At 56.0% G+C, this 16,175-nt stretch carries 11 protein-coding genes; 1 reads left to right on the top strand and 10 read right to left on the bottom strand.

What is annotated here, in order from left to right:
* Positions 1-177: 177 nt before the first annotated feature.
* From Q0106_RS11900 to Q0106_RS09215, 3 genes are all read right to left on the bottom strand, one after another.
* Entirely contained in the window at positions 178-624 is a 447-nt protein-coding gene (locus Q0106_RS11900; protein WP_366139502.1) for a LysR substrate-binding domain-containing protein, read from the bottom strand.
* Positions 625-636: 12 nt separating this feature from the next.
* Positions 637-1,977: an ISL3 family transposase gene (locus Q0106_RS09220; protein WP_297611931.1), complete on the bottom strand. Its 1,341-nt coding sequence runs from the start codon at positions 1,975-1,977 to the stop codon at positions 637-639.
* A gap of 356 nt (positions 1,978-2,333) precedes the next feature.
* The gene (locus tag Q0106_RS09215) at positions 2,334-2,882 is read right to left on the bottom strand and encodes a LysR family transcriptional regulator (protein WP_297611928.1); all 549 of its coding nucleotides are present in this window, start codon (positions 2,880-2,882) and stop codon (positions 2,334-2,336) included.
* 120 nt (positions 2,883-3,002) lie between these two features.
* Between Q0106_RS09215 and Q0106_RS09210 the strand changes: the two genes are divergently transcribed.
* On the top strand, positions 3,003-4,838 hold the full coding sequence (locus tag Q0106_RS09210; protein ID WP_297611925.1) for an aryl-sulfate sulfotransferase: 1,836 nt from the start codon (positions 3,003-3,005) through the stop codon (positions 4,836-4,838).
* A 103-nt stretch (positions 4,839-4,941) separates the two neighbouring features.
* Here the strand turns inward: Q0106_RS09210 and Q0106_RS09205 are convergent, their stop codons facing one another.
* From Q0106_RS09205 to Q0106_RS09175, 7 genes are all read right to left on the bottom strand, one after another.
* Positions 4,942-5,886, bottom strand: a complete 945-nt coding sequence (locus tag Q0106_RS09205) for an AEC family transporter (protein WP_297611922.1) — start codon at positions 5,884-5,886, stop codon at positions 4,942-4,944.
* Between the two features lie 199 nt (positions 5,887-6,085).
* A complete protein-coding gene (locus tag Q0106_RS09200; protein ID WP_297611919.1) occupies positions 6,086-7,603 on the bottom strand; it encodes an AAA family ATPase in 1,518 nt (505 codons plus the stop codon).
* Between the two features lie 28 nt (positions 7,604-7,631).
* On the bottom strand, positions 7,632-8,045 hold the full coding sequence (locus Q0106_RS09195) for a helix-turn-helix domain-containing protein (RefSeq protein WP_297611917.1): 414 nt from the start codon (positions 8,043-8,045) through the stop codon (positions 7,632-7,634).
* A gap of 190 nt (positions 8,046-8,235) precedes the next feature.
* The gene (locus tag Q0106_RS09190; RefSeq protein WP_297611914.1) at positions 8,236-13,125 is read right to left on the bottom strand and encodes an autotransporter domain-containing protein; all 4,890 of its coding nucleotides are present in this window, start codon (positions 13,123-13,125) and stop codon (positions 8,236-8,238) included.
* Between the two features lie 349 nt (positions 13,126-13,474).
* Entirely contained in the window at positions 13,475-14,623 is a 1,149-nt protein-coding gene (locus Q0106_RS09185) for a hypothetical protein (protein WP_297611911.1), read from the bottom strand.
* Positions 14,624-14,644: 21 nt separating this feature from the next.
* Positions 14,645-15,490, bottom strand: a complete 846-nt coding sequence (locus Q0106_RS09180; protein ID WP_297611908.1) for an SAM-dependent methyltransferase — start codon at positions 15,488-15,490, stop codon at positions 14,645-14,647.
* Between the two features lie 61 nt (positions 15,491-15,551).
* Positions 15,552-16,148, bottom strand: a complete 597-nt coding sequence (locus Q0106_RS09175; RefSeq protein WP_297611905.1) for a Maf family nucleotide pyrophosphatase — start codon at positions 16,146-16,148, stop codon at positions 15,552-15,554.
* Between the last annotated feature and the right edge of the window lie 27 nt (positions 16,149-16,175).

Here is a 16,175-nt window from a genome sequence, read left to right as displayed (position 1 = left end):
GAAAATCAAAAGATTCCAGCTGAAATTAGAAATTAATGTGCGTCAGCCCTGTGCAGGCGACGGGAAAAAGCCCGCGCCTCTCTGATTTTTCGCGCTTTCCCAATGATGTGGAAATTGTCGATTGAGGAGCCTTCCTTCACGGGAGCGTCTCACCCCGACAACAGGGGGGAGCATCAGCTAGGGGTTCGCACGCTTTGCGCAGGACAGCAGGATCGAGCGCACCCACTGGAGCTCAAGGTCGTCGTTTGCACGGTGGTGCCAGATGAGTTGAGGCTTGTGGCGAATGCTTTTCTCCTCAGTCCGGATGATGACGATGTCGCCGCCTTTTTCCATGTATTCGGCCGTACGCCGCGGAAGCACCATCAGCAGGTCGCTTTCCGCCACGGTAGGAATGAGCGAGAGAAACTGCGTTGTTCTCATGGAGGAGCGTCCCTCAGTCCATGCTGGGAAAACGCTTTCGCGGAGCGACGTCCAGGATGCCCCCGGACGAGGGTGATAGCAGACATCGGCAAAGGCGTGCCTGAGGACATCGGCAGTGGAAACGGCATTCTCCTGAGCTTTGCGCGCCAGCGGATGATCTTTTCTGGCTCTACAGGGGTTTTGATGGGAAAGCGAGGCTGACATCGTCTCGCTTTTTCATGCCCTGGAGCCTCTGTTGGGTAATGGGATCCGAAGGTCCGAGCAGACGAGCATAACCATTGAGATGAGGTTGTTCAGATTCCTGAATCCGAAGGCCCGTCTGATGGTCAGTTTTATCAGATTATTGTTGGCCTCAATGCGCGCATTGCTCAAGCCAAGTCGTATGGTATTCAGGATGCTGCCTTCATGACGCCGTATCTTGTATGCAAGCTTCTTGATGGCGTCAATGCGGCTGTGCGTCGCCCAGAAATACCATTTCTTCAGCTCTGCCCCGGCGTCTTCTGCCTGAGGAAACTTCAATAGAAGCCGCAAAGCCTCTTTGATTCTGTAGGCACGAAACAAGAGCGGCTGAGTCTCAGCAATGTACTGAAGCCGCTCAGACTGGAGAGGCGTCAGGTTCTCAGGAGCCTTGCCGAGTGCAAAGGTGGATTTCTTGACCGTCATGGCGAGCTTCTCGTTATCCCTGACGGCTGCCGTCCCAGCCGCTGCGGCTTCCGCCGTTCCCTTATCCGCCGCTTTCAGCTTGCGGCCCTGAGTTCTCAGCGTCTGCCAGATTTCACGGCGCACCTGATCAAGAGACTCTCCGGCCCATTGCACAACATGGAAAGGATCAACGCAGCGCACGGCATGAGGCACGTATTTGGCAATGCACTCGTCGATCCAGCGGGCCCCATCTCCGCTGACGGCCTCGATGGAGGCTTTCTGCTCTGCTGTAAGGCTCTCAAAGAAGAGGCTGAACACCTTCAGCCCATGGCCTTCGTGCACCCAGACGACCCGGTTGGTGTCGTGGTCGATGACGACGGTGATGTAGTTGTGCCCCTTGGTATAGCTCGTCTCATCCACGCCGATATGCCTGAGGCCGTTGAGTCGCTTGCCGGAGTCCGGTTCCAGAACATTCTTTGCGCGGTCAATGCAGCGGCCCACGGTTTCCCAGTCGATGCGCATGATCCTGGTAACTGCAGTCTTGGACGTTTCGCAGGCCAGCCATGCTGTCTGCATGTCGAAATCTTTGGTGAAGCGCGAACCCGCGTAAGCCCAGGGAACGGCGGCAGTGACGACGCCATGCTCCGGACACTGGATGCGAGGCGGGGCGTACCGCAGATAGATCAGGGTGCCGCAGCAGTCAAGGGCTCGCCATGTCCTCGCAGGCCGGCTGCCGCGGTCGTAGCCCGGGCACCTGCGTCCGCAGTGCGGGCAAATGTGCTGCAGGCGCTTATAGGGCCGCACATCGAAAGTCAGGACTCTTTCCTCATTGCGGCTGAGGCCGAAGTCAACGTCCTCGACGACGATGTCATTGACATTAAGGAGGAAGTTCGCTAGTTTGTTGAACAGAGCCATTGGGTATCCGGTCAGGTTAAGGAAGCACACATACCATACCGATATTCGATGGCTTTTTCTATTTGAATCCCCTAGAAAAATTAATAGGGTGAAAGTTTCCTTTGACGCCAAGGCGAAAGCCTTCCGGCAGGGACGCTCGCCGCTGGGCACGTCCCGCCACGTATACGTGGCGGGCCCTGCCCGCTATTTTTGCGTCCACGAGCGCGTCAAGTCCCAAAGGCAATGAACGGCTTCCTCCCCACGGCTTTCAGCCGCGGGTCCCCTCCATTAAATGCCTTTGGGACTTGACCCGATAAGCGTCTGAAGAGTGCTCAGCTCCCTATATTCGGGGTTGCCGCGCTATTACGTACCAACTTTTACCCCTGAAGCCCCTCTTTTCTTCCGGTGAGGACGTAATCCGTTTCTGCAAGCTCTATCGCGTGAAATCCTGCAGGAAGCGTCATGACGGGGGAGACCGCAAAGTCGATTTCTCCGGAGGAGAGAAGCGAAAAGCGATCATCCGAGAGCGGCAGGTAGGAAATCATGACGCCCGGCGCCTGAGCGAGAAGCTCCCTGGCAAAGTTGGGAAAGACCGAGAAAGGCGCATTGTCGGCGCATCCGATGCGGATGTCCCGGACGATCCGGGCGGGATCGAAGGTCTGCGGCGCGAGAAGCGCATCGTAGGTTTCGAGCACCGCTTCCGTGCGGGCCATGAGGAGCTTTGCTTTTCTTGTGGGAACGAGTCCGCCGGGAAAGCGCGTGAAGAGGCGGTCTTCAAAGACTTCGCGCAGCTGCGAGAGCATGCGGCTTGCCGTGGGAAGCGAAAGGCCCAGGCGCTCGGCCGCATCTGCCAGATTTTCTGTCTGACAGAGCGTATGAAGGAGCCTGATGGACTCAATGGAGGGTGTTTTTGCGCCGACTTTCATTTTCAGAAAATGCCTCTTTTCGAAATTTTATCTCAATGAAGGTATCTGACAATTTACTGTAAATGCTTGATTTCTATGATTTCTTCGTTGCAAATTTCATTCTGAAGGAAAGGAGTTTCCATGAAGACCATCACGAAGTCCGCGCTTGCGGCTGCAGTTCTCGGAGCCCTGATGCTCTCCGCGGCCCCGACGACGGTAATGGCGGCGGGCGGCGCCTCGGGCGCAGCCGTCAAGTACGCGAAGCAGGGACAGATCGGCGAAGTCATTACGAATCCCTATCGCATTGCGCCTCTGACCGCCATCATTCGCTCGGGCGGCTATACGCTTTCCGACGTAAAGGTCCGCATCGTGCCGAAGGAGAATGGCTCTGAGATCAAGTATGACGTCGACAGAAGCGAGGTGCTTACGCACGGCGGCATTCCGGTTTTCGGGCTCTATCCGGACTACGTCAATACCGTTGAGGTCTCCTATACCCGCACGGATCTCACGGGCGAAAAGAAGGCTGTGAACGAGGCCTACAAGATCTATGCGCCGCCCGTCTATACGGAAGGGAACGGCACCGTTTCGCAAAAGAGCACGATGTTTGATACGACGGTTGTAAAGGCCGATCCCGAATTCAAGGACCGTCTCTATCTCGTCAACAATCTCCTTGTTTCGCCTCCGAAGGGCTCGCGCGTTGTCTGGAATAACCCCTCAGGCGGCGCGCTTGAATGGTGCTTCTATCCGCAGAACGCCATCATTGATGCGACGGGCGAAGTCCGCTGGTACATGAATGTGGATTCGATCTATGACATGGAATCGGTCTACAACGGCGGCGTCATGATGGGCTTCCAGCAGGGTGACGACGGTGCGCTCACCTGGGGCTATGGTCAGCGCTACGTGAAGTACGACATCATGGGCCGCGAAGTCTTCAACCGCCGTCTCCCCGCAGGCTACGAAGACTTCTCGCATTCCTTTGATCAGGCCCAGAACGGCAACTTCCTTCTGCGCGTCGCAGCCAACGACGTTCGTCGTCCCGACGGCCGCAACGTCCGCACGGTTCGCGACGTGATCGCTGAAGTGAATCCCGCCGGCCGCGTGGTTGATGACTGGCGTCTCTGGGAAATTCTCGATCCCTATCGTGATGTCGTGATCAAGTCGCTCGATCAGGGCGCGGTGTGCCTCAATCTTGATGCTGACAGCGCCGGCAAGACGCTTTCTTCGGCTGATCTCGCCGCCATGGATAAGGAAGAACATTTCGGCGACATCACGGGCGTCGGCATCGGCCGCAACTGGGCGCACGTCAATTCTGTCGACTATGACCCGACCGACGATTCGATCATCATTTCCTCGCGCCATCAGTCCGCGATCATAAAGATCGGCCGCGACAAGAAGGTGAAGTGGATTCTTGGTGCGCCTGACGGCTGGCAGAAGGCCTGGGCGGATAAGGTCCTGAAGCCCGTCGATAAGGACGGCAAGCCCATCAAGTGCGAACAGGGCAAGTGCGAGAACACGACCTTCGACTGGACGTGGACGCAGCACACGGCTTTCCGCATCGACTCGAAGTCCGACAAGCGCTTCGTTTATCTCACGGCCTTCGACAACGGCGACGGCCGCGGACTCGAGCAGCCGCCGCTGCCCGACATGAAGTATTCGCGCGCTGTGGTCTACAAGGTCGACCAGGAAAAAGGCACGGTCGAGCAGCTCTGGGAGTTCGGCAAGGAACGCGGCCACGCGTGGTACAGCCCGGTGACCTCTCTCACGCAGTACGAAGCCGACAAGGATTCGATCATGGTCTATTCCGCAACGCCTGAGATGCAGCTCGTCAAAGGCAAGGCCGTGGGCGCGCCGAATCCGTACCTGATGGAATTCAAGTGGGGTTCGACGGAACCCGCGGTTGAAATCCGAATCAACGGCTCCATGGGCTATCAGGCAATGCCCTTCCGCGTCGAAAAGGCTTTCCATCACGCCAAGTGATGCATGAGGCGCTTCTTCTGAAGCGCTCCTGAAGGAAAAAGCTCCGGTCTCTTGGCAGTTCCGGAGCTTTTTCCGTATGTTGCCTGCCAGCTGAAAGATGTCTTCAGAGAAGCCCGAGGCAGCTCATGATCAGGGGCATCGTGACCGCCGCGAGCGCAGTGGTGACGAGAAGCGAATTTGCGGTCGCGCCCTGCATCACTTTGAACTCCTGCGCCATGATGTAGACGTTGACGCCGACGGGGAGGCACGCAAGAAGGCACGTTGCCTGCATCGCCTCGTGACCGAGATTGAAGATCCGGCAGAGGCCGTAGACGACGAGCGGCTGGAGGCCGAGCTTGAGGAACGTAATAAGGAGCGTCGTGGAGAGATTCGCGGTGATCCGGTACTGCGTGAGGCCGACACCGACCGCAAAGAGCGCGACAGGTGCCGCCGCGTCAGCCATCATGCCGATGGTCTTCGCCATGGGCGCCGGCATGGAAAGGTTCGAGATGCTCCAGAGGAAGCCGAGGATGATGCCGATCACGATCGGATTCCGGATGGTCTGAAGCGTTCCTTTCGTGACTGTCGTGACGATCGACGGGCTTTTCGCGCGCCCGAGTTCGATTGCGATCGTGACGAGGGTCCACATGAGGAAGCCGTTGAGCGAAAAGATGATCGCAATCGAGGGCATCGCTTCCTGCCCGAGGAGCGCTACGGCGACGGGGATCCCGAGCTGCACGTTGTTCGAGAAGACCGCCGCCATGCCGAAGATCGTGCGTTCGTCGGAATTGAGATTGAGAAACCGGTGCCCGAGAAAGCGCCCGATCGCGAAGACGAGAAAGCAGGAGCCGAAGAATGCAAGCGCGATGTTCCAGTCCGGCGGCGGCAGGTGCGTGATGTCGCTCATGAGCCGGAAGAGGAGAATCGGGAGCGCAATATTGAAGGCGAATTTCGAGAGCGCCTGACCGATCGCCGGCGTGACGAGCTTCATCGTTGCAGCAAAATAGCCGATGGCAATGAGGGCAAAGAGCGGAAGCGCCGCAAGGAAATTGGTGAGGAAGAGGTCCATCGCTACTGCAGCCAAAATGTCTGAAGGCTTCTGGGGACGGACTTCGCTGAGGGGATGAAAATCTCCTAGCGCGAAGTCTTGCGGCTTCAAATTCTATTTCCTGGCGCGGCGTCTGGAAGAGCTGGGGTCAGGGAAAGACCAACAGAGTTCGCTCATACATCAGAGCGACCCAATCTGCCGGTTCATGTCCTTGAAACTCTTATTCGGCTAATTGAGCTTCTTCCTTAGCTCGAAGATGTTTAATCACGCGGAGCATGACGTTGATGGATTCCTCGAGGTTCTTTTCCACGAAGCCTGCCCCCATACATTTGTTCTCGGGATGATGAACGGAATTTCTGATGCAGGAGGAAAGAGTGAGCTTATCTCTTCGATCTTTGCCTCTATTGTCCTTTCGGGTCCACATACAGGGAGTGTGGTGCTCATTCATTTCATCAAAAGAGAGCCTCAACAGTTTGTCTGCGGCTGCAACAGTCGCGGAACCAGAACGGTCCTGCAGATAGCTGTATAGCTCATCGTGGAACTCGACTGTCGGCATTTTGTAGGCGTGCCAGCAAATTTCGCCCCACGTGGGGCCGTGGAGAAAGAGCGATTCAAATTGTGTTTGTGATACGACGACATTAGAGGCAGTTGAGTCGTCTCTTCGACAGAGAAGAAGGTTTGCAGTTCGAACCGCTGGTGAGTGGAGAAAAATTGGCGAGTGCGTCGTGACAATTACTTGATAAAACTTAGAAATTGTGAGGAGTGCCTCCAGGAGTCTAGCTTGTCCGCGCGGATGCAGACAGATTTCGGGTTCATCCAGAAGAAAGATGTAGGGCTTTCTTGAACCAACGGTTTTGTTTGAATGAATAGATGCCCAGGCGACAAGGAGTGCGAGAGCGGTCATTCTTTGAACTCCCTGGCCGTGTTCGGTGAGCGGAAGAGCGTTGCCAAGGTCAAGCATGGGTGTCAAAGTTCTGATCAATGTTGATAGCTTTGGTTCGGGGAACCCAAAGCGAATAGTGCCGTCGCCGAAGAAACAGCGAAACTGATCAGATACTTGATTTTCAATCGTCTGGATTTCCTTGCGAAAAGAGGACTTTTGCCCGGAAAAACAATCGTTGAAAGCCTTGCAGAATTGTTTGTAATCTAATGATTTCTCTGCTGTTTTAAAGATGTCGCCCAATAGCTTTTGGCTAAGCGTGTTGAAGCGAAAGGACGCGAGGTGCTCCACTTCAACGGAGGCCCATAGTGGATGAAGGTCAATAGCGCGACTGATTACAAAATCAAGACTCGTAGGGTTGGAACTTTTTTCATGAAAGCCGCCTTTCTCCGCAAGTATGCCGGTTTTCTCAAAATTATTAAGCGAACGTCGGACTCGCAAATGACCGGAAGCGGTTAAGGCTTCCTTCATTGTGTCTTTGTCTTTATTTTCACTGATAACGGCTTCAAGCGTGCGCATCATTTCTTCAGAGGAGCTGTCTGCGAACTCGCCGATGACGGCGCATTCTTCAGAGACAGGTGCCCCATCGGAACCAATACTGGTCGGATTTTGTGAATGCCGTGTTAAGTTCATCAGGAAGCATATCGCCTGTAAAAGCGTACTTTTCCCGACATTATTTTCCCCGACAAGGATATTCAGACCGGAACCTGGGTCGCCATTTGGTCCATGAAAGATTATTTCCTGCGACTCTCCTCGGAATCCTTTGAAATTTTTGAGCTTTAGGCTATGGAGGTACATGCGTAATGAATCTCCTTCAACATAGGATTCAGGCCTCAGAAGACTGCTTCGTTGGGCGCTTCCTGGCCTTTCGTTTTTCGGTGTAGTCGAGCACCCATTTGCGGCAGGTGCTGGCTGAGATGCCGCTCTTCTCGGTGATCTCGCTCCAGGTGCTTCCGGTAAGCCGCATGCGGATCACAGCCTTTTTCACGTCGTCCGAGTAGCGGTATTGGGAAGGAGAAAGCTCCGTGTGAAATTTCCCCTTGCGGTACTCCCGGTTCCAGTCGCGAAGCGTGTTGACGGAAAGGTCAAGAATGCGTGAAGCGCGCGTGTAGCCGATGCCGTGTTCAAAGAGTTCGAGTGCCTGACGGCGCTTCTCATCGGAAGCAAAGGGCGGGCGCTTCCTCGTGGAAGATGTGGGCGACAAATCACCAGCAGAAGGCGAAAGCTTGAGAACGGCCATGAGACGCCTCAGTACGGATCTGTAGGGAAAAAAGAACCCGTCTCCCGAAACGCTTTCGAGGAAACGGGTTCTTTAAAAGTGGCGTTTGATAGAGCGAGTTGAGTCTTCGAAAGACTTTTCCCGCTCCCCCAAACTTGCGTTCTTTGCTGCCCCGTGAAGCCAAGCTTCAGGGGCAGAGCCTCAGAGAGACTTAGAACGCGTAGCGGACGTTGGCATTGAACGAATTGTTCATGCGGTCATCCGAACCGACGCCGAGCTTGTAGTTGAGACCGAAGCCCCAGGCACCGTTCGTCGCGTTGACGCCGAGCTGAGCCTGAACGGGGTTCGAGTCGATCACGCGAACGGCGTAGTCGGTCGTAGCGGAAGCACCAGTAACGCCAAGCTTGAGGTCCGCATCCTTGTCGCCGAAGGTCGGGACGACAGAGAGGTCGAACTTCGGAGCGATCGTCCAGCCGGAGGTTTCGAAGTCAGCAGAAACCGTCACGCCGACCGGCATCTGGAAGATGTTCTGGTCGTCGATGTCGGTAACGTAGGCAGCTTCAAAGCCGTCCGTGGAGAGGGCCGTGTAGCGCAGACCAACGTGCGGAACGATGTTGACCGAACCAGCCTTCGTGAGGACTTCGCCGCGGACGCCGAACGTGAAGGCATCGGTGTCTTGGTCGAACTTGTAGTTGAAGCCGTAGCCGTCAGCCTTGACTTCGTTCGAGGCCTGGAGGTAGCCGATGTCGGCGGAGACGTTCCAGATGTCGGCGAAAGTCTTCGAAGCGTAGACCGAGAAGCCGACGAGGTCGGAATCGGTCGAAGCCTTAAAGGCAGAGTTCTTGCTGTCGGTGTCAGCCGTGCCGATCATCAGAGCAGCACCGAGGACGGCGTTGCAGCTGAACTGGTAGTCGAGGCCGAGGACGCCCGAGTAGATGTCGGAGCTGTAGCCCGCGCCATCAAAGAGGGTCTTGGCTTCGAACTTGCCGCCGTTCACGTCTGCCCAGATGTTGACGCCCTGGCCGCGCTGCGTGAGAACAGAGGTGCGGTCGGCAACGGTGTCAGCCATCTGGTTGACAGCATCCATCGTCATCGTCTGCACGCCGGTCGTGGCGCCAAGAGCAGCACCCGCGTTCAGAGCGGAAACGATGCCGGCATAGTCGAACTCGATATCATCCTTCGAATTGAAGAAGGGCGAGGAGTAGGACGAGAGCAGGGCGTTGAGGAACTCAGCAGACTTCGAGGTGTTGTTGAGGTTTGCACCTTCCTCGAAATAGGCATATGCCATCTCAGCGGCGGCACCCGTGAAGCCGATCTTGTTGAGATCCTTCTGCATGCCGATCGTGATCGTGCTCGACGTATCTTCAACGTCCTTGACTTCCATCAGCGCATCACCCTGGAAGACGGTGTCAGCGCTGAAGCCGTGGTCACCGTTGAGCTTGCCGGCAGAAAGCTTAAACTGCTGGCCATTCGCTGCATTGGCAATGTAGACGACGGCGTCGCTGTCAATAGTGACATCCTTGTCAAAGAGCGCAACTTCACCCTTGGCGTTCACCTTGTTCGCGTCGAAGGCGAGCATGCTGTTGCCAGCAACGTAGACGTCAGCCTGAGTTCTGAAGTTGGTGTCAGAAGCGACGTCATCCGTAGCTTCGGCACGGCCAAGGTAGGTATCAGTACCGGTGACATAAAGGACGGAGTTGACCGTGCGAGTAACGTAGGACGAATTGTCATTCTCATCCGTGGTTTCAGCAAGCGTGAAGCCGGTCTGTTCGAGGAGATCGGTCTCATCGAATTCCGCAGTGTCCGTCGTGCCGAGCGAAAGGATGGCATTGCGGCCAGCCTTAGCTGACGAGCTGACAGCACCATAGCCCACAGCGACCTTGGACGGAGCGGTACCGAATTCCGGATCCGCGAAGATCGTGCTGTTCTCGCCAAGCTTGGCAACAGAGACTGTGCCTGCGGCTTCGTCCGTGCCGACGAAGAGCGTCTTGCTATTCGTTGTCAGGGTGTCGTTGACCTTCAGCGAGTTGGTCACGAGCATGTCGCCCGAAATCGTCAGATTGTTGACGACGGCGGTACCGGCAATGGTCGAGACTTCATCATTAAAAGTCTTTTCGGTCGAATTGTAGTAATCCCGAGTATTACTGACCGTGACGTCATTGGCGGCGGCCGAGAAGGTAGCGTCTTCACCGACGTTCAGCGTACCGGTCGCAACCGTGTAACCCGAGCCGGACTCAACGCCAGCGATCGTGAGCTTGCCGTCAACATTGAGATCATCAACATTGATGGTCTTCGTCGTCAGATTGCCGTCAGCGGTGACGGAGAGCTTGGTGCCAGTGACTGTGTCAGCAGTCTTCGTGACGCTGCCGACTTCACCGGTCGTAGTAACAACCAGAGCGCCGCTATCACCGAGCTTCACATTCGAGACGGTCGGGGTCTTAGTGGCGGAGGTGCCGGTGCCGGAGGTCACTTCATGCCAAACAAGGAAGCCTTCCTTTTCGGTAGCCTTGTTGAGCGTGAGGGTACCCGTGGATACCGTCAGATCCGTACCTGTCGTGTAGATGTTGCCGTAGCTTTCAGAACGATCGATCGTATTAGTTTCAACGGACGCAGACTTGTAAGCCGTCGTGGTGAGGCCCTTGATCATGTCCGTATAGGCGAAACGTCCTGTTTCGTCATCGGCATCAACACCAGAAACCGTGACGTTGCCGAGATCGATTACACCCTTATAGTCAGTAGCGAGCTTACCAATCAGCTGAGTGTTGATGGTATCTTTTGTAAAGGTAGCATCAGACTCAGCGTAGTCCGTGAGTACGAGGGTGCCGTTCTGGTTGAGCTGAATAGTCTTGGCAATAACCTTGCCGGCTCCTGAAGAACTATCTTCAGCGAGAATATTGGAAGTACCAGCCTTCAGACCAATGCCATGGAGGGTGGTGGTGACTGTGCCGTCCTTCACAGTCAGGATTCCGTCAGTACCCTTAGTGGTGAGCTTTCCGATCGTGAGGTTGCTTGCACCGCTCACCGTTGCTGAATTGCCAGTAGTGTTATCAATGCTCAGATCGCCAACCGTAACCGCGGCGCCCGATGCAACAGAGAAGGCACCAGATTTGACGTAAACGGACTTGAGTTCCTGATCAGCAGTGACGGCGAGAGAGGCGGTCGCGGCATTAACGACAAAGTCAGAGATGACGGCATCGTTACGATCAGTGATCGTGCCGCCAGCAAGCACAAAATTCGTCGTCAGACCAAGGGCGGTTGCGGGCTTCTTATTCGCAGGCACAGGATCAGTGCCGTCCGCTTGAACATTGAGCGCCGTCTTCAGAACGCCGCCTTCAGCGATCGTCGTCGTGCCCACATCATAGTTGGCAGGAGCAAGCGTCGTGCTGACGAGACCGCCTTCGGCGATCGTCAATTTTTCAGCGCTGATCTTGCCGTTGACATCTTTATCCGCGGTAGCGCCAGCAGTGTAGTTGATGAGCTGGCCGGCAACGGAGATGGAACCAGACGTGTTGGCTTCACCGACCGAACCGCCAGAAGCATTCGTGAGCACCGCATCCTTTGCGATCGTGAGGGAGCCGCTGGTGCCGAGCGAGATGGTGCCGGCATTGGTGGAAGCGCCGGACGCGAGGGTCAAGCCAGCCTTTTGATTCTGAGAATCACTAATCTTGACCGTGCCATGGTTGGTGACGGTATTGAGCGTAAGACCGCCCTGAGCAAGAGTGAATGTACCTGCTTCGGTCTTAGGATCGGCAACAGCCGCTTCAATCGTCAGCGATTCAGCGGTAACGTCGACCTTGCTGTTCGTATTCGTAAGCGTAAAGTCGGCGGCAGTTGTGGCTACGTCTTCAATCGTGATGGCGCCGAGGTTCGCCGTACCAAAGACGTTTTTACCGCTAACATTTTCAGACCTGATGGTCACTTTAGCGCCGGATGCAGAAACAACCGTAGCGGCGGTTTCAACTGCGCCATTTACGGTAAGAGTCTTGTTGCCAGCAAATGTAAGCTTTGTCGCGTTGATAGATCCGCCGTTTTTGACCGTCGCACCATTCTGGAGAAGAACGAAAGCTGCATCATCGGTCTTGCCATCTTTCTGATTAAAGTTGTCAGCCAGGCGGACTTCCCCACCGGTGATGGCGCCACCGATGTTTGTTTCAGTTGTTCCATTGACAACGAGCTTGCCGGAGTTCTGTTCAGCGGCATAGTCGGCATTGAAGTTAACACTCGCGCCGGAGAGCGTAACCGTGCCGGCATTAGCGAAAACAACACCTTCTCCGATAGTCGTAATAGCGGCTAAAGAGAGTTCCTTTCCTTCTGCAACCTTGATATTGCCTTTCTGGTAATCAACTTTGCCTGCGGTAACGGTGGTGTTAAGACCAATGTCGAAGTTGTAGTCAGTGCCCGGCGTGACAAGAGTATCGTTCGTAGCCAGTTCATCCGCAACGCCGAGCTGCAGCGTGCCGTTCGCGAACTTAAGCTCGGCAGAGCCGGCATCGACATGCTTTTCAGACGTTGCAGTCGTTGTCTTCAGCGTACCGGATGCAAACACACGCGTATCGGAACCGGAGAGCGTCAGAGTCGCTTTAGTTGCAGCACCCTTATCGCCATCCGCAGCGGTCATGTTGATGTCAAGAGCGGTGTGGGTATGCTTCTGCGTGAACCCCTTATCTTCAGCCAACGTGGTGTTAGCGGTGCTCGCATCAACCGTCACAGTGCCGGTGCCATCGATGGAGTCGACCGTCGTAGTTTCCGTGTTGGCAACCGAGAGGAGCCCATTAGCCAGAACAACCTTAGAACCGGCGCCGAGCGTATCAGTCTTGTCGTCCCACGAGGCGGTGGTAGAGGCGCCATCAGCACCAGTAGTAGTCTTATTGACGTCGCTGCTCTTGTAGGTTGTCGCAGAGTTAGCAGTTGAGATCGCAAGCGAACCCGTGATGTCTACGGTGCCGGCAACTTCTGCCGCCATCGCCGCACCAGCGACGAGGGAAGCCACCGCCGCAGCGATAACCGTCTTCACGGCCTTGCCCTGATAGGAAGAAGCCTTTTCGCTTGTCACGACCGTGCCGCGCGTCAGCGAGCGAGCCACTTTGAATGTCTTATTCATTTTTAGGGTTAACTCCAAATCAATTGATTTTGGTGAGCTTTCTGGTTTCTCCCGCTAAGGAGAAAAAGCTCATGCCCGCTCTGCTCATTTACTTCGGAAAGAAGCCGGGCAGTCGCAGGCACAGGCTTGATCCTAAGAAAATGCACGGATCGGGGGGGGGGGTTAACCCTAGTAATGAAGATAATTGCTTCGGTTTTCTTTAAATAAAGATCAATTAGTATGTGTAGTATAAACCCGAGTTTAGCAATGTTGGCAATCTGCTACGGCTTTCAATTTAACCTATAAAATACTAAATAATTTATTTTGATTTAATTAAAATTCCCAAGAAAAGCATATCATTCCATGAATCTTACCGACGTGCCAGCATCTCCTCATGCGCCTTCATGCCGATGAGCGAGCCGGATGACATGGGTCTCGGGAAAAGCTTCGCCACGATGGGCGTGAGAAGCTCGGAATAGTCGGACGCACTGATGCCGGCTGCTCCGCTGCCGCTCGACGAGAGCGACAGAAACTGCTTCGCATCCCCGAGCTTCGCTTCAATCACCTTGCGAAGATCCATGGACGGGCGGATAAAGAAGACCGCATTGTTCGTGCGAAGAACCGGCGCCGACGGGCGCCCGGATTCCGCAGAAAGAACGAGCGCGTTGATGACCGTCTGCAGAATGTCCTTCGTACGCATGGCTTCCGCCCAGCGCAGGGGATCCTCGGACCGGCCGCCCTTCGACTTGTATTCGAGCGCGATGAGACCGGAAGAGAGTTCAATCACGGCATCAGGCTGCGCAAAAAGGTCGCCCGAGGAGAAGGTTTCCCGATCGGATTCGGTAATCAGGAGCTTGCCGCTTCCCTGAGGAAGGAAAGGCACCAGGCGCAGCGTTACATCATCCCAGCGGGAGACGGCTTCCGGATCAAAGAAGACGGCTTCGATGCCTGCGCCGCAGAGATCCGCATGCGCCATGGAAAGGCCAACGCGCCTTTCGAAGGGAAGCGTAAGAAGAAAGTTCGCTCGCCCGAAAGGATCCGGAAGCTTCGGCGTTATCGGAGCGGAAGCGAAGGGTGCCGGCTGGGGCGGCTCAGGAGCGGGCTCCGCTGCAGGAGCCGATGCTGCTGGTTCGGCCTGAGGCTTCTCTTCGGCCGTCAAGTCTCTTTCGGGGGCTGCAGGTTGAGGAGCGCTTCCGGGCATCATGGGTTCAGCAGCTTCCGTAATGTCCGGGCCCTGGGCGCGCAGGCGCGCAAGCGCGATCGGTGCTTTGAGCGACCGACGGTCAAAGCTTTCAAGAGGATCTCCGGTGGAGCTGGCAGACTCTTCCGGCGTTTTTTCCTGAAGAGCATCTTCTGACGTCTGAACAGCAAGCGGGCTCTTCTTCTTGAAGAGAGACGCAATAAAGAAGATGAGACCCGTGATCAGAAAGCTCGCAAGCACAAAGGCCGCCGCCGCGAGAATCAGAAGTCCCGCGGGGGTTTGTGCGAAGTCGAGAAGCTCTTGCCAGAGTGCCTGCATGCCGTAATCCTTGTGTTTCCGTCAGGAGCGGTTCGAAGACAAGCGCTTCTTTCTGAAGGGCTTTTCCCCCTGAGGCTTGCCGCGGGAGGAATTCTGTCCCATGCCTTTGCGGGCAGCGTTCTTAGGCGCATAGCGGGGCGCTTGTTTTTTCCCGGGCTCCGCAAGAAATGCAAAGACGCAGGGAATTTTGGGGAGCGTGCGTTCTTCTTCCGTTGCCTTCTTCCACTCGGCAACCGTCTTCGTGCGGATGCTTTCGTTTTCTCCCGTGATGTCGAGCGCTACGGTAAGGCGCGTTGTGGGAGCGAGCGTCTCAATGAGTCCGGCGAGGAAGGCCGTGTTCCGGTAGGGCGTTTCAATGCAGAGCTGCGTTTCGCTAGCCCGGCTTGCGGCTTCAGCCGCAAGAATCGCGGCGCGCCGTTCATCCTCATGAATCGGGAGGTACCCGAGGAAGCGGAACCGCTGTCCGTCGAGCCCCGAAGCCATGAGGGTGAGAAGAAGCGAGCTCGGGCCCGTAAGCGGCACGACGCGTATCCCGAGTTCGTGCGCGCGCTGAACGATCTGCGCTCCCGGGTCGGCGATGCCGGGGCACCCCGACTCGGAAATAATCCCGGCGCTTCTTCCTTCAACGACGGGCGCGAGCCAGGCGTCGATTTTCCCTGCCTCCGGATCGTGCCCGATCTCTTCAATCGTGAGGGTCGAAATGGGCTGGGGATGTCCCATGCTCTTCAATGTTCCCCGGGCCGTCCGGGCAGCTTCGACGAGGAAGTAGTCGAGCGACCGCGCGACCTCGAGCGTGCGCTGAGGAATGGTCTCCTCAGGCGCACTCGTGCTGATCGGACAGGGAATGAGGTAGAGCGTTCCGGACATGAAAAGACGCCTTTGAGCGAAGGAAAAGAACGGCTTCTTGGGGGAGTCGCGAGCTGACGGATCAGCCTTCAAGAATCCCGGGGAGGACCTCAATGCCGGCTTCGGCAAGAAGGGTCGTAAGCTTCATGAGCGGGAGCCCGATCAGAGAGGTCGGGTCGTCGGATTCGACCGAAGCCATGAGCGCAATGCCGAGCTTTTCGATCTTGGCCGAACCCGCGCAGTCAAAGGGCTTCTCACGGTCGACATAGGCTTCGATCGTTTCGCGGGAGAGCTTCCGCATGCGGATCGTGGTGAGGCTTTCGAGCTTCTTCGCATTCCCTTCGGCGTCTATCACACAGAGGGCGGTGGCGAAGACGACGGTATTTCCCTGCATGCGGGAGAGCTGCTCGATCGCGCGCTCGCGGGTATGAGGTTTGCCGAGCTTTTCGCCCAAAAGATTAGCCGTCTGGTCCGACCCGATCACGACGGATCCGGGGTGCTTCTCCCAGATGGCGCGGGCCTTCATTTCGGAGAGGCGAAGCGCAGTTTCGCGGGGCGTTTCTCCGGGAAGAGACGATTCATCAATGTCGGGGCTTTCAGCAAGGTAGGGAAGGCCGAGACGGTCGAGGAGCTCGCGGCGGTAGCGGGAGCTCGAGGCAAGAATGAGCTGTTTGGTCATAGTGGCTCAATTCTAGCGGCGCTCTCC

It is taken from the genome of uncultured Sutterella sp., from assembly GCF_937923675.1.
GTDB lineage: Bacteria > Pseudomonadota > Gammaproteobacteria > Burkholderiales > Burkholderiaceae_F > Sutterella.
This window is presented reverse-complemented; position numbering and strand designations above follow the sequence as displayed.